We start from the raw sequence: 13,851 nt of genomic DNA on the forward strand, positions 1-13,851 counted from the left end.
TCCCCCTCTTCGCGCGGCCCCCCCCCCGCCCCCCCCCCCCGAACGATGCGCCGCTTAAGGAAGAGAGCATCGGATCCGATCCCAAAAGTGGTGCTACTTTTCACGTCCGATGCTCTAGCAGAGCCGAGAGGCCCCGATGACCCCGACGCTGTATGCCCATCCCTTCTCGTCCTACTGTCAGAAGGTCCTGATCGCCCTTTACGAGAACGGCACTCCGTTCGAGTACCGGACGCTCGAGGATGCCAGGAACGGCACGGAGCTGGAGGCACTCTGGCCGATCAAGAGGTTCCCCGTGCTGGTGGACGATGGCCGGACCGTCATGGAAGCCACGATCATCATCGAGCATCTTTGCCTCCATTACCCCGGTCTGGCGCGGCTGATCCCGGACGACCCGCGGGAGGCTCTCGCCGTGCGGCTTCTGGATCGCTTCTTCGACAATTACGTCGCCACGCCGATGCAGAAGATCGTCCTCGACCGCATCCGTCCGGAGCCGGATCGCGATTCTTACGGCGTGAAGGAGGCGCGGGCGATGCTCGACCGGGCCTATGGCTGGCTCGACCGGACGCTCGCCGGTCGCGAATGGGCGGCCGGACGCACGTTCAGCCTGGCCGATTGCGCCGCGGCCCCCTCGCTCTTCTATGCCGACTGGGCGCATCCCGTCGGGGAGGCCTTCCCGCACGTCCGGGACTATCGGAGAAGACTGCTGGCCCGCCCATCCTTCGCCCGTGCGGTGGACGAGGCACGGCCCTATCGCGGGTACTTCCCGCTTGGGGCGCCGGACCGCGACTGACGCACGACGGAGTTGCGCCTGGCGGTGCTCCGCCGCGGTAGCGTGCGGGGCCATGGCCCGCTATGAAAGCCTATCTCAACGTCAGGAAACAGCCATGACCCTCGACAAGACCATCGCCGATGCCCTGCGCGCCGCCTCCACGGCCACGATCACCACCGTGCTGCTGAAGAAGGGCGTCCGCCGCTGCTGGATGAAGGGACCCATGCCGGCCTTCAACGCCACGGAGAAGATGGTCGGTCGCGCCTTCACCCTGCGATTCGTGCCGGCCCGCGAGGATCTGGCGACGCCGGAATCCTGGGCCTCCCCGCGCTCCACCCGGGCTGCCATCGAGGACATGCCGGAGGGTTGCATCGCGGTGGTCGATTCCATGGGCGTCACCGATGCGGGCATCTTCGGCGACATCCTGACCGCCCGGATGAAGAAGCGCGGCGTCGCCGCCCTCATCACGGACGGCGTGGTGCGCGATGCGGTCGGTGTCGAGGGCACGAATCTCCCGGTCTGGTGCGCGGGCGTCGCGGCACCGCCCTCCGTGGCCGGCCTGACCTTCGTGGGCTGGCAGGAGCCGATCGGGTGCGGCGGCGTCGCCATTTTCCCGGACGACGTGATCGTCGCCGACCGGGACGGCGTCGTGGTGATCCCGGCCGCCATGGTGGACGAGGTGGCCAAGGCGGCCGTCGCTCAGGAGCATTATGAGCTCTGGGTCATGCGCGAGGTCGAGAAGGGCGTTCCCCTCCCCGGCCTGTATCCGCCGAACGCCGAGACCAAGGCGCGCTACGAGGCCGAGCTGAACAAGGCTTGAGGCTTCGGTTCTTCAAGGTGCGCATGCAAGCGCTTCTCTCCTGTCATGGCCGGGCTTGTCCCGGCCATCCCGATGGCGTGAAGCGCCGCGCCCCAAGCCATCGGGATCACCGGCACAAGGCCGGTGATGACGTGGGGAGCGAACGTCCGGCGAGGCATCGAACCTGAGGACAGCGGGTGTTCTACTACGTCTCGAAAGTCGCGTGGTTCTTCGCCACGCCGTCCAATCTCCTGATCAGCCTCGTCCTGCTCGGGCTGGTCCTGGCCCTCTTCAAGCGGCTGCGCTCCTTCGGCATCGGCCTGAGCCTCGTCTTCACCCTGACGACCATCGCCCTGGGGCTTCTGCCCATCGCCAACTACATCCTGCTGCCGCTCGAGGAGCGGTTTCCGGCCTTCCGGGACGATGGCAGGCCCGTGGAGGGAATCATCCTGCTCGGCGGATCCGTCGAGGCGGCGGATTCGGCCTCCCGCGGGATGATCGTGTCGAACGAATCGGCGGAGCGCGTCCTCGACACGATCCAACTCGCGCACCGCTACCCGAACGCCCGAATCCTGATCTCCGGCGGCGGCGGCACGGTCTTCGGCGACGGCGCGGCCGAGGCTCCCATCATCGCGGCGTATCTGAAGAGCATCGGCATCGACGAGACCCGCATCCTGGTGGAGGATCGATCCCGCACGACCTCGGAGAACGCGCTCTTCTCGCGTGATCTGGCGAAGCCGCATGAGAGCGAGCGCTGGCTGCTCGTGACGTCTGCCTGGCATATGCCGCGGGCGGTCGGCGTGTTCGAAAAAAGCGACTTCCCGATCACCCCCTATCCGGTCGATTTCCGCACCGGGGGCGGAGGCAACAATCACCGCCCCTTCGGCTTCATCTCGGAAGGCCTGCGGCGGCTCGATCTGGGCACCAAGGAATGGGCCGGGCTGATCGGCTATTACGCGACCGGGCGCACGTCGCGCCTTTTCCCCGGGGCTCAGGATTCCGGACCGGTCGGCAGCGCCAGCCTATAGGTTCCGCGAAAATCGTCCGGATCGACGGGCCGCCCTTTGCGCAGAATGACGATGCGGCCTTCCTTCATCAGGCGCACCGCCACCTTCCGGACGGGCTGCATCAGGGGCCCCCATCCGTCCGGCTGGTTTCCCCCGATGGCCTGAGCCACGTCGGCGGGACCGATCGTCCGTCCGGGGCCCCGCTCCTCGAGAAGCGTCAGGAGGGCGGCCTCGAGTTCCTCGGGATTTGCGTGCTTAGACATCTGTGGACCTCAAGGCTGCGTCGTGGGCATCGGACAGGAACTGGCGCCGCCACATGACGAGCAGGACGCCGGCCGTCGCCCCGATGAAGAGATGGGCGCTCACGAACCAGCCGAGATAGGCGAGCGAGAAGAAGAATGCGCGCTGTCCACGGTTGAAATGCTTGCCGGCCACCGCGTTCATCGCAGCCGCCTGACGGGCGACGGCCAGGGCCTCGTCACGGCTGTTCTCCTTCAGGACGGGCACCGCCCCGACGATGATCGCCATGTAGTTGAAGAGCCGGTAGGACCAGGCGAACTTGAAGAAGGCGTAGACGAAGATCACCGCGAGCCCGATCACCTTCACGTCCCAGGCCAGCCTTGTCGGCGGCTCTCCGAACGGGAGGTCGGCGAACAGCGGCAGAACGGAATCGGCCGAGCGCAGCAGGGCCAGAACGCCCCCGATGGCGATGAGCGACGTCGAGGCGAAGAACGCTGTCCCGTTCATCAGGGACGCCATGATCGTGGTGTCGACGATCCGGTTCTCCCGCACCACCATCTGCTCCATCCAGCGATAGCGGTACTGGTTCATCAGCTTGTTCAGGCTCTTCTGCCCGGCCGGCGTGAGCTCGAGCGCGGCGTGGTAGCCGATCCAGGCAATCAGGAAGAAGGCCAGCGCCCCGTAATCGAGATTGGTGAAACCCAGCACCCGTTCCTCCGATTGACTCCGCCGCCATCTTGCCCAGTTTGTGGGAAGCCTCAATGGGGATCGACCCTTCATGCCTCAGACCATCACCCGCGGCTACAAGACATTGCTCAACGAAGCCCATGCAAAGATCCGGACGCTCTCCATCGCCGAGGCCCTGCCTCTGCACGGCCGCGAGGACGTGGTCTTCGTGGACCTGCGCGACCCGCGGGAGCTCGAACGGGAGGGCCGCGTGCCGGGGGCCGTGCATTGCCCTCGCGGCATGCTCGAGTTCTGGATCGATCCGGAAAGCCCCTACCACAAACCGGTCTTCGCCCAGGACAAGACCTTCGTGTTCTTCTGCGCCGCGGGCTGGCGCTCGGCGCTCTCGGCCGCCGCCGCACAGGACATGGGTTTGCAGCCGGTGGCCCATGTGGAGGGCGGCTTCACGGCCTGGAAGAAGGCCGGCGGCCCCGTCGAGACCGGCGCGCCGTCGAGGGGTTAAACCGTCCCGCGAATCTCGAAGCGCCCGGAAGCGTTGAACTCAAGGTCGTCGGGAGCCAGGATCTCGAGCTTTTCCACGCGCGAGCCCGCCGGCCCCTCGCGGCAGGCCTTCAGCATCACCTCCACGAGATTGTCCGGCCCTGAGAACACGGCCTCGACCGTGCCGTCGCGCCGGTTGCGCACCCAGCCCTTGAGCCCGTGGAGCTCCGCCTGATGTTGCGTCCAGGCACGGAAGCTCACCCCCTGGACGTGCCCACGGATCAGAACATGCGACGTTCGGCTCTCGGTCATCGTCCCTCAGCGCTCCGCAGGGTGGGCGAGCGTGCGTCACCCACCGTGATCCTCATTCACCGTCTGGATAATACGAACTGCATTCGGCGGATCCACCGCGAACCGGATTTTGTCCGGTTCGAGCTCAGCGGACGGCCCGGCAAGCGGCCGAAAGCGGCGGGTTCTCAGGTGCGGGCCCATCATCGAGGCTTGGGCATCGTGCCCGATGGTGCGTTCCAGAGGGGGCGGATCTTGGGTTGCTGCGGCACGGGTGCGCCAGCCTGGGCCTTCGGCAGCCAGACGCCCAGGCTCCGGATGTAGTCCTCGGGCAGGCCGGCATGCCGGGCCGCCTCCACCACGCCCTCCATATAGCCCGGGAGCGGCGTCCCCGGCTTGGTGCTCCGTCCGATATAGACGATCGCCCGGCGCGGCCCCTGCTCGGTCACCACCGGCTGGACGACCTTGGTGTAAAGGCCCGTCGACAGGCTCTCGTAGCGGTCCAGGGCGGGCACGTCCGCCAGGGCCAGATCCCAGACCATCCCCCAGACCGTCCGCTGCGGATCGCGCACCACGGTGGCATAGCCCTCGTCGAAGACGATGAAGCGGTGCCGCATGAGCCGCGCGAGACCGACCGGCTTCGAGGCCGGGCACCGCTGGAGCATGGCGGCCCGGTCCATGTTGGAGCCATAGGCGAAATAGAGGGGCATGGGCGCGAGCGCTTTCTTCGTTGCCGGCCGACGATCCCCGCCGGGTCATCGCGGGCCTTGTGCCGGTGATGACGCTCGAAAAGGCGCGGCGCTTCGAACCATCGGGATGGCCGGGACAAGCCCGGCCATGGCGGGCCGAGGACGGAATGGGCGGCAAAGTAACGAGCGAATGTGTCCGCCTTATGCGAATTCCATGATCACCGCGTCGACCGCCAGGCTGTCGCCCTCCCTGGCGTGGATCTTCGAGATCGTGCCGTCGCGCTCCGCGCGCAGGACGTTCTCCATCTTCATGGCCTCCACGATGCAGAGGGGCTCGCCGGCCTTGACCTCCTGTCCCTGGCTCACGCTGATCGCCTTCACGAGCCCCGGCATCGGGCAGAGCAGGAGCTTGCCCGTATCGGCCTCCAGCCGCTCCGGCATCAGGGCCGCCAGTTCAGCCTCGCGCTTCGTGTAGACCCGCACGTCGGCCGAGGTGCCCGCATGGGACAGGACGACCCCGTTGAGGATCGGCCGCACCTGGAAGGCGACGGGCTCCCCGCCGACCGTCCCGTTCCAGACGGGCTGACCGGGCACCCAGCCCGAGACGATCGGCCAGGCCTGGCCGTCGATGACCACCGCGAAGCCGCCCTCGATGTCCTCGATCACGGCCTCATGCCGCTCCTTGCCCAGGAGCACGACCCGCTCGCGGTCGAACTGCACGCTCGCAGCCTGCCGCATCTGGCCGGAGATGTGCCGCTTGCGCTCGTTGAGCAGGTGATCGATGGCGGCGCCCACGGCTACCATGCGCAGGGCCACCTCGCCCTCCGGGGCCGGCACCTTGAACCCCTGCGGGAACTCCTCGGCGATGAAGCCGGTGGACAGCTGGCCCGATTGCCAGCGCGGATGCTGCATGAGGGCCGACAGGAACGGAATGTTGTGGCGGATGCCCTCGATGGCGAAGGCATCGAGGGCGGTCGCCTGGGCCTCGATGGCCTGGAGGCGCGTCGGGGCATGGGTGACGAGCTTGGCGATCATCGGATCGTAGTAGATCGAGATCTCGCCGCCTTCGTAGACGCCCGTGTCGTTGCGCACCGTCACGCCGCCGTGCTCGCCCTCGCGCGGCGGGCGATAGGTGACGAGGCGGCCCGTCGAAGGCAGGAAGTTCCGGACCGGGTCTTCCGCGTAGATTCGGCTCTCCACCGCCCAGCCGTTCAGCTTCACGTCCGCCTGGGTCAGCCTCAAGGGCTCGCCGGCGGCCACGCGGATCATTTCCTCCACGAGGTCGATGCCGGTGATCATCTCGGTCACCGGATGCTCCACCTGAAGGCGGGTGTTCATCTCGAGGAAGTAGAACGACTTGTCCTGGCCGGCCACGAACTCCACCGTGCCGGCGGAATCGTAGCCCACGGCCTTGGCGAGCGCGACCGCCTGCTCGCCCATCAGGCGGCGGGTGGCATCGTCGAGGAGCGGCGACGGCGCCTCTTCGATGACCTTCTGGTTGCGGCGCTGGATCGAGCACTCGCGCTCGCCGAGATAGATCACGTTGCCGTGCCTGTCGCCGAGCACCTGGATTTCGATGTGGCGCGGATCGGTGATGAACTTCTCGATGAAGACCCGATCATCGCCGAAGGAGCTTGCCGCCTCCGACTTGGCGCGGGCGAAGCCCTCGGCGACCTCGCCGGCCGAGTGGGCGATGCGCATGCCCTTGCCGCCACCGCCCGCCGAGGCTTTGATCATGACCGGGTAGCCGATCTCGCCGGCGATCTGGACCGCCTGCTCGGGGCCTTCGATCACCCCGAGATAGCCCGGCACGGTCGACACCTTGGCGGCGGCCGCGGCTTTCTTGGATTCGATCTTGTCGCCCATGGCCGCGATAGCGCCGGGATTCGGGCCGATGAACACGATGCCGGCCTCGGCCAGGGCCTTCGGGAACGCCTCGCGCTCGGACAGGAAGCCGTAGCCCGGATGGACCGCCTGGGCGCCCGTCGCCCGGCAGGCCTCGATGATCTTCTCGATCACGAGATAGGACTCGGCCGCCGCGGCCGGTCCGATAGGCACGGCCTCGTCGGCCATTTCCACGTGGAGGGCATCCCGGTCGGCATCGGAATAGACCGCCACGGTCTTGATGCCCATGCGCCGGGCGGTCTTGATGACCCGGCACGCGATCTCGCCCCGGTTCGCAATCAGGATCTTGTCGAACATGAACCCTCGAACGCTCCACCCAAACAGAACTTAGCCCCACCTCCGTTACTGCACATCCGTGCCTTGGGGAAGCGGGGCCGATTCAGCATTTAGCGTTAGATGGGGCGCTGCCCTCAGGCGGCGATCTGGGAGAGCCTCGCCTGCTGGCGTCCGCGCATGATGAAATCGAGCAGCGCCACATCCACATAGCCGGCCTCGTCCAGGATGGCATAAGCGATGTTCATGGCGTTCGGTGAGGGGCCGCTGACCTCCAGCAGGGTGGCGAGCCAGAAGGCATCGTCGTTGCTGACCACGCCGTGCGGAGCCCGGTGCCAGACGACGAAATCGACCACGAGCTTTGTCAGGGCCGGGCCCCAGCTCTCCGCGGCATCCACGACGCGATCGAGCGCCAGCAGGGACTCGACCTCGAGACGGCTGCCAATGTGGCCCTCCAGGATCTCGCCCTGAAGCATCGTCACGTCCTCGTCCGTGACGTGCCTGATTTCGGAGACCCTGTCGATGAAATCGCGAAGTTGATCCTTCATCATCCGTCTGACTCCCGCCGGCTATTCTTTGGCCGATAGCCGGTTGATCGCTTGTCCGAGGCGGACTCTCCCACGGATGGGCGGCGGAAACCGTTAATGCGACACGCTGAATCGCCGTTGAGGTTAAGCGTTGTTGAGCGACTTTGGTTGCCGGAATCTTGCCGTGCTGAATTCTCAAGTGATTCCGCGGATTTGCCGGCAATGGAATGAGGAGCTTTGCAATCCCGCAAGGTCGCCCTTTCCACACTTCAGCGCCCCGCGATGGTACCTATGTTCTCGTCAACGCAGCGCAGATCCGCGCTTGCCCGTTAAGGAACAGTCCCATGCGGCACCACGGTATCCATCACGTCACGGCCATTGCCGGCCCGGCCCGTCGCAATCTCGATTTCTACACCCGCGTGCTCGGCCTCCGCCTCGTCAAGAAGACCGTCAACTTCGACGACCCGGGCACCTATCATCTGTACTTCGGCGACAGCCTCGGGCAGCCGGGCTCGATCCTCACGTTCTTCCCGTGGGAGCATGTCGCGCCGGGACGCAGCGGGATCGGGTCGACCCAGGAGACCTCGTTCCGGGTGCCCGAGTCGTCCTTGGGCTTCTGGGCGCATCGCTTCATCGAGCAGGGCGTCGAGCATGGAACCGTGGAGAAGCGCTTCGGCCAGAGCGTGCTCACCTTCAAGGATCCGCACGGCACGAGCCTCGCGCTCGTCGGCGCCCCGAATGCGGAGAGCGAGCCCGCCTGGACGGTCGACGGCATCCCGGCTGAGCATGCGGTCCGCGGCCTCGACGGCGTCACGCTCCTCGTGGAGACCGGCGAGCGCACCGGCGCGATCCTGACCGACGTGTTCGGCTTCCGCGAGACGGCCCGCGACGGCTCCCTGGTGCGCTACAAGACCGACGCCCTCATGGGCGGCACGGTCGACATCCGCAGCGCCGGCGGCTTCCTGCCGGGCCGGTCGGGGGGCGGCTCCGTCCACCACGTGGCCTTCCGGGCCCGGGACGATGCCGAGGAGGCCGAGATGGTGAGGAAGCTCGCCGAGAATCACGGCCTGGAGACGACGGAGCAGAAGGACCGCAACTACTTCCGGTCCGTCTATTTCCGGGAGCCCGGCGGCATCCTGTTCGAGATCGCCACCGACGAGCCCGGCTTCGCCGTCGACGAGCCTCAGGACAGCCTGGGCGCCACCTTGAAGCTCCCGGCCTTCCTCGAGCCGCGTCGCAGCGAGATCGAGTCCCACCTGCCTGAACTGGCCTGAAGGGCGCCGTCCTTCCTCATGGCCGGGCCTGTCCCGGCCATGAGGATCCTGTCAGGCGCACGTCTCCCATCGACGACCTCACCCCTGCCCGTCCCCGCCAGGGCGGGACAACGCACCACGCGTTTGATGGAATGAAACCATGACCGAACTGTCGTTCATCCACCGCTACGAACCCGCCACGGACCCGAACCGTCCGCCGCTGCTCCTGCTCCACGGCACGGGCGGGGACGAGAACGACCTCCTGGGCCTCGGCCGCACGATCTCGCCCGGATCCGCTCTGCTCTCCCCGCGCGGCAAGATCCTGGAGAACGGGATGCCGCGCTTCTTCCGCCGTCTCGCGGAGGGCGTGTTCGACGAGGAGGACGTGAAGTTCCGCGCGAACGAGCTCGCCGACTTCGTCGCCGAGGCCCGCCGGGCCTACGGCCTCGAGGCGCCCGTGGCGGTGGGCTTCTCCAATGGGGCCAACATCGCGGCCGCCATGCTGATGCTGCGCCCCGAGGCGCTCTCCGGCGCCGCATTGCTGCGATCCATGGTGCCCCTGTCCGAGATGCCCCCGACGGATCTGACCGGCAAGCGCGTGCTGATGACCTCGGGCGCCATGGACCCGATCATCCCGGCGGACAATGCGAAGCGGCTTGCCGCGACGCTGGCGGGAGCCGGCGCGGACGTTCAGCATCAGGTGCTGCCCACGGGCCACAACCTGTCGCAGACCGACCTGCAGCTGCTGGTGAGATGGTTCGCCGACGCGGGCCGTTGAGGCCTTCGCTCCATGCGGCCCGCAACCTGACGCCCGGTTGGACCTTCCCCATTCTCGCCCCATCCTCGTCATCACCGGCCTTGCGCCGGTGATCCCGATCATGGAAAGCGCCGGAGCACCACCGCATCGGGACGGCCGGGACGAGCCCGGCCATGACCCGGGAGGCAGGTGCCCGACCAACCTCCCGAGGGTGAGGTCGGCGCCTGCTATCCGTCCGGCGTGAGAACACCCGTCTCGAAGAACCGCTCCATGGCCTCTTCGGCCGGCGCGATGTGGATGCCCCTGCCCTGGAGCCAGGCGTCGTCGAAATGCGTGCTGCGGTAGCGCTCGCCGGAATCGCAGAGCAGCGTCACGACCGAGCCCCGCTCGCCCTTGCGCACCATCTCGCCGATCACCTGCGCGACCGCCCACAGGTTGGTCCCGGTCGAGCCGCCGCAGGAGCGCCCGATGCGCCGCGACAGAACTCGCGCGGCGGCAATGCTGGCGGAATCCGGCACGGAGAAGGCGCGGTCGATGAGCTCCGGCACGAAGGACGGCTCGCACCGGGGACGGCCGATGCCCTCGATCACCGAGGGCGGCTCCGACACGCTGCACACGGCCCGGTCCGCGAGGTGGCGATGGAACACGGAAGCCTCCGGGTCCGCGAGGCAGAGCTTCGTCGGCAGGCGGCGGTAGCGGATGTAGCGGCCGAGCGTCGCCGATGTGCCGCCCGTCCCCGCCCCCACGACGATCCAGCTCGGGATCGGGTGGTCTTCGTGCGACATCTGGCTGAAGATGGATTCGGCGATGTTGTTGTTGCCGCGCCAGTCCGTCGCCCGCTCGGCATAGGTGAATTGGTCCATGTAATGGCCGCCGAGCTCGTCGGCGAGGCGCGCGCTTTCCGCGTACATCTCGGCCGGACTGTCCACGAAATGGCTTTCCCCGCCGTAGAAGGCGATTTGCGCGATCTTCTCGACCGAGGTCGATCGCGGCATCACGGCGATGAAGCGCAGGCCCAGCATCCGGGCGAAATAGGCTTCCGAAACGGCCGTCGACCCGCTCGACGCCTCGACGATGGTGGTCGTCGGTCCGATCCAGCCGTTGCACAGCCCATACAGGAACAGCGACCGGGCCAGCCGGTGCTTCAGGCTCCCCGAAGGATGGGTCGACTCATCCTTGACGTAGAGCTCCACGCCCGGAACGGCCGGCAGAGGCACCCGCAGGAGGTGCGTGTCGGACGAGCGGTTGAAATCCGCCTCGATGATCTGGATGGCGGTGGAGACCCAGGTGCGGTCGCATGCGGTCTTCAGGAACATGTCTCGATGGGCCTCGCCGAAAGTGCCCGGGCGGGATCCGGCCGGGTCAGGTCGAGGAGATGCATTATCCGACCTTGGAAGCCAAACGCAATGGTCTCCAGGACCCGTCTACGGGTGCGCCGCGGCCGTGACCGCAGGGCGTGAAGCAGCGCCTGCCGGCGTCGCCATGGCGACGAGGCCGTCGGCGAGGAGCTGCGCCATGCAGTCATAGCCGCGGTCGCCCATATGGAAGCCGTCGGCGGACAACATGGAGGCGAGAAGATCGGGCGCCTGTTCGCTCCAAGTCTTCATCAGCCTGTAGCGCGAGAAGACGGGCACCTGCTCGGCCGAGGCCGTCGCGCCAACGAGGCTGACGAAGCGCTCATACTGCCCGAGATCCTTGATCGCAGGGTAATATTGCTGGTCGACGAGAAGCACCGCGATGCCCAGGGCCTGTGCGGCGTCGATCCCCCGCTTCAGGAGAGCGGAGAATTGGCCCTCATCGCCCCCATTGACCGCATCGTTGGTCCCGACCTGCCAGATGACGAGATCGGGCGCACCCGACCCGAGAGACGCTTCAAGGCGTCCGACCGTCTCGGAAATCGTCTCTCCCGCCCTCCCGGCATTCTCCACATGAACAGAGTGCTTCCACAACCGGCCGAGATTCGACTCGAGCTGAGCCGGATATGAGAATGCCGGCGAGGACGCCCCGATTCCCTGCGTGGAGGAGGACCCGATGGCGAGAATTCGGACAGCCTCATGGCGCCGAAGCCTCGCGCCGATGCGGGCCACGTCCACCGGAGCGGAGACGACCGGCCCGTGAGCCTGACACCCGGGATTCCCGGCCAGGGTGGGACCGCCCCAGCCGGCGAGGAAAAGAACGCTACCGCGGCAGCCGTCCGGACGAGGCCGGGACGAGGCCGATTTCTCCGGTCCGCTCCTGCCCGGAAGCGGGCGAGCCCTTCTTTTTCCATTCGAGATATCGTGCCAGCAGGAGGAGTCCGAGGATGCCGAACACGGTGAATACCATACCGACGATGTGCGGACTAGCGGACGACTTCACGGCCGCGAGCGTCATCGTGACCTCCCCGAAGGCGCTCAGGATGGACCCGACGGCGAAGACCGGCAGGGCGTTGCGTCCGAGACGGCTCAACTCGGCGCCGAAGACAGTTCCTTGCAACGCCTCACCGAGGCGAAGCTGCGTCACCACATAGGCCAGGGCGAGGAAGTGGATCAGACGGCCCAGACCAAGATCACTCTTGATGATGTCGATATTGACGAAGGCGCTCCAGAGCAGGTTCGGCGCCAATCCGAACGCATTCGTCATGGTAACCAGGGAGGCGACCAGGATCGCGATCGAGGCCAGAAATGCCGGACGCCGGTAGGGCACTCGCTTTTCCGACAGCAAGGCTCCCGTAAAAATCCCCAAGGTGAAAAGGAGCTGCCAGGCGAAGGGATTGAAGAACCACCTCCCCGGCTCGGGCCAGCTCGGCAGTGCGAGGACGTCGGACCGCGCCAGCGCGTAGAGGCTGAGGGACACGACAGCGGCAAAGACGACGTGAATGCGCATCAGGACCATGGCCACCGGCGCCCAGAGCATCAGGGCGATGTAGAGCGGAAGGATGTTGAAGTAGCCGAGCTGGTGGCCGAGCAGGAGAACCCCCGTGATGCCGCGTGCCGTGTCGTCGAAGACTGCGCCGCGGCCATGGGCCTCGAGCAAGCCGACATCGTCGCTGAGCACATAGCCGACGGAGAACAGCGCGATGGCTATCCCGGTCATGACGAGGTGCGTGCGATAGAGTTCGAACGAGCGTCGGACGCACCGCCGGGCAATGCCGAGAATCCCGCTCTGCGGCAGTTTCGGATAATACACGAGGGCAACGGACAGGCCGGAAATGAAGACGAAGGCTTCCGCCGCGTCGGAAAAACCGTAATTGCGCGGGGTCAGGTGCTCGAGAACATTGCCCGGAACGTGATTCACGAAGATGATGACGAGGACGAGCCCACGCCAGAAATCGATCACGGTATTGCGGCCTCTCGAGGCGTGCATTCCCAACCCTCGCGGTTCTTCGGATGACGTCAGAATGCCGGACAAAGGCAATGGGGTCCGACGGTCGTCATCAACTCTTCGAGACGGATTCGGCCCTTGAGTCCCTATCCCAATTCAAGCTTGGCGAGGCAAGCGTGACAGAGCAGCGCGCGTGGCCTCGCGCATCGTGCGGAAACGTGGACCCGGTTTTTCGCACGGAACGATGCGCGCTTGTAAGGGATGAGCATCGGAACGGATCCCTGAAGTGGGTCCACTTTCGGGTCCGATCCTCTAGGCCGTGCGCTGCGGGCATGTGTCATGGGGATGGAGATCGCCCGTCGGCTCGTGAGGGTCGTCGTGGCCCTCACCTGCCGTCACAACGGAATATTGTCGTGCTTCTTCCAGGGGCGCTCGCTCTCCTTGTGGCGGAGCATCGCCAGCGCCCGGGCGATCCGCCGGCGTGTGGAATGGGGCATGATCACCTCGTCGATGTAGCCCCGTTCGGCCGCCACGAAAGGCGACATGAAGCGGTCCTCGTATTCCTTGGTGCGGGCCGCGATCTTGTCCTGGTCGCCGAGATCCTGGCGGAAGATGATCTCCACCGCGCCCTTGGCGCCCATCACGGCGATCTGCGCCGTTGGCCAGGCGTAGTTGATGTCGCCGCCGATATGCTTCGAGGCCATCACGTCATAGGCGCCGCCGAAGGCTTTTCGCGTGATCACGGTGACGAGCGGCACGGTCGCCTCGGAATAGGCGAAGAGCAGCTTGGCGCCGTGCTTGATGAGGCCGCCATATTCCTGCGCGGTGCCCGGCAGGAAGCCCGGCACGTCCTCGAAGGTGACGATCGGGATGT

At 66.6% G+C, this 13,851-nt stretch carries 15 protein-coding genes and 2 pseudogenes; 6 read left to right on the top strand and 11 right to left on the bottom strand.

Translation table 11 applies throughout. The annotated features are described in order from the left end of the window. The first annotated feature begins 136 nt into the window (after positions 1-136). The 3 genes from NF876_RS30630 to NF876_RS30640 all read left to right on the top strand — a co-directional run bounded on the left by NF876_RS30630 (position 137) and on the right by NF876_RS30640 (position 2,596). Entirely contained in the window at positions 137-790 is a 654-nt protein-coding gene (locus NF876_RS30630) for a glutathione S-transferase family protein (protein ID WP_262272040.1), read from the top strand. A gap of 94 nt (positions 791-884) precedes the next feature. Then, positions 885-1,589 (top strand): ribonuclease activity regulator RraA, encoded by a 705-nt coding sequence (locus NF876_RS30635; RefSeq protein WP_262272041.1) that lies wholly within the window; start codon positions 885-887, stop codon positions 1,587-1,589. A 176-nt stretch (positions 1,590-1,765) separates the two neighbouring features. Next, a complete protein-coding gene (locus NF876_RS30640; protein ID WP_262272042.1) occupies positions 1,766-2,596 on the top strand; it encodes a YdcF family protein in 831 nt (276 codons plus the stop codon). Here the strand turns inward: NF876_RS30640 and NF876_RS30645 are convergent. Further along, the gene (locus tag NF876_RS30645) at positions 2,560-2,838 is read right to left on the bottom strand and encodes a DUF3253 domain-containing protein (RefSeq protein ID WP_262272043.1); all 279 of its coding nucleotides are present in this window, start codon (positions 2,836-2,838) and stop codon (positions 2,560-2,562) included. The two genes, NF876_RS30640 and NF876_RS30645, sit on opposite strands and share 37 nt — an antisense overlap. After that, on the bottom strand, positions 2,831-3,523 hold the full coding sequence (locus NF876_RS30650; RefSeq protein ID WP_262272044.1) for a DUF599 domain-containing protein: 693 nt from the start codon (positions 3,521-3,523) through the stop codon (positions 2,831-2,833). Before NF876_RS30650 ends, NF876_RS30645 begins: the two co-directional genes overlap by 8 nt. Positions 3,524-3,593: 70 nt before the next feature. Between NF876_RS30650 and NF876_RS30655 the strand changes: the two genes are divergently transcribed. Next, positions 3,594-4,004 (top strand): rhodanese-like domain-containing protein, encoded by a 411-nt coding sequence (locus tag NF876_RS30655; RefSeq protein ID WP_262272045.1) that lies wholly within the window; start codon positions 3,594-3,596, stop codon positions 4,002-4,004. On the opposite strand, the gene NF876_RS30660 is transcribed toward NF876_RS30655, so the two are convergent. The 5 genes and pseudogenes from NF876_RS30660 to NF876_RS30675 form a co-directional block, all read right to left on the bottom strand. Continuing rightward, positions 4,001-4,294, bottom strand: coding sequence for an acylphosphatase (locus NF876_RS30660; RefSeq protein WP_262272046.1), 294 nt, complete (start codon positions 4,292-4,294; stop codon positions 4,001-4,003). The two genes, NF876_RS30655 and NF876_RS30660, sit on opposite strands and share 4 nt — an antisense overlap. Before the next feature lie 272 nt (positions 4,295-4,566). Further along, positions 4,567-4,980: pseudogene (locus tag NF876_RS30665) on the bottom strand (gamma-glutamylcyclotransferase family protein); the annotation flags it as partial. 180 nt (positions 4,981-5,160) lie between these two features. After that, on the bottom strand, positions 5,161-5,709 hold the full coding sequence (locus NF876_RS43575) for a biotin/lipoyl-containing protein (RefSeq protein WP_373696744.1): 549 nt from the start codon (positions 5,707-5,709) through the stop codon (positions 5,161-5,163). Next, positions 5,695-7,161, bottom strand: a pseudogene (locus NF876_RS30670) (acetyl-CoA carboxylase biotin carboxylase subunit); the annotation flags it as partial. The pseudogene NF876_RS30670 and the gene NF876_RS43575, both read right to left, overlap by 15 nt. A gap of 113 nt (positions 7,162-7,274) precedes the next feature. After that, positions 7,275-7,688 carry a hypothetical protein gene (locus tag NF876_RS30675; RefSeq protein WP_262272048.1) on the bottom strand — a complete coding sequence of 138 codons (414 nt, stop codon included), beginning with the start codon at positions 7,686-7,688 and terminating at the stop codon, positions 7,275-7,277. Positions 7,689-8,008: 320 nt separating this feature from the next. On the opposite strand from NF876_RS30675, the gene NF876_RS30680 reads away from it, so the two are divergent. Together NF876_RS30680 and NF876_RS30685 are read left to right on the top strand one after the other, a co-directional pair. Next, positions 8,009-8,938, top strand: a complete 930-nt coding sequence (locus tag NF876_RS30680) for a ring-cleaving dioxygenase (RefSeq protein WP_262272049.1) — start codon at positions 8,009-8,011, stop codon at positions 8,936-8,938. 139 nt (positions 8,939-9,077) lie between these two features. Then, on the top strand, positions 9,078-9,695 hold the full coding sequence (locus NF876_RS30685) for an alpha/beta hydrolase (protein WP_262272050.1): 618 nt from the start codon (positions 9,078-9,080) through the stop codon (positions 9,693-9,695). Positions 9,696-9,901: 206 nt separating this feature from the next. On the opposite strand, the gene NF876_RS30690 is transcribed toward NF876_RS30685, so the two are convergent. The 4 genes from NF876_RS30690 to NF876_RS30705 all read right to left on the bottom strand — a co-directional run. After that, a complete protein-coding gene (locus tag NF876_RS30690; protein WP_262272051.1) occupies positions 9,902-10,990 on the bottom strand; it encodes a PLP-dependent cysteine synthase family protein in 1,089 nt (362 codons plus the stop codon). 108 nt (positions 10,991-11,098) lie between these two features. Then, a complete protein-coding gene (locus NF876_RS30695) occupies positions 11,099-11,950 on the bottom strand; it encodes an SGNH/GDSL hydrolase family protein (protein WP_444939752.1) in 852 nt (283 codons plus the stop codon). After that, a complete protein-coding gene (locus NF876_RS30700; RefSeq protein WP_262272053.1) occupies positions 11,853-13,019 on the bottom strand; it encodes an OpgC family protein in 1,167 nt (388 codons plus the stop codon). The genes NF876_RS30695 and NF876_RS30700 overlap by 98 nt, the downstream gene beginning before the upstream one ends. A gap of 353 nt (positions 13,020-13,372) precedes the next feature. After that, a partial coding sequence (locus NF876_RS30705; protein WP_315975093.1) for a carboxyl transferase domain-containing protein occupies positions 13,373-13,851 on the bottom strand: 479 nt, incomplete at its 5' end.

This window comes from Microvirga yunnanensis (genome assembly GCF_025460875.1).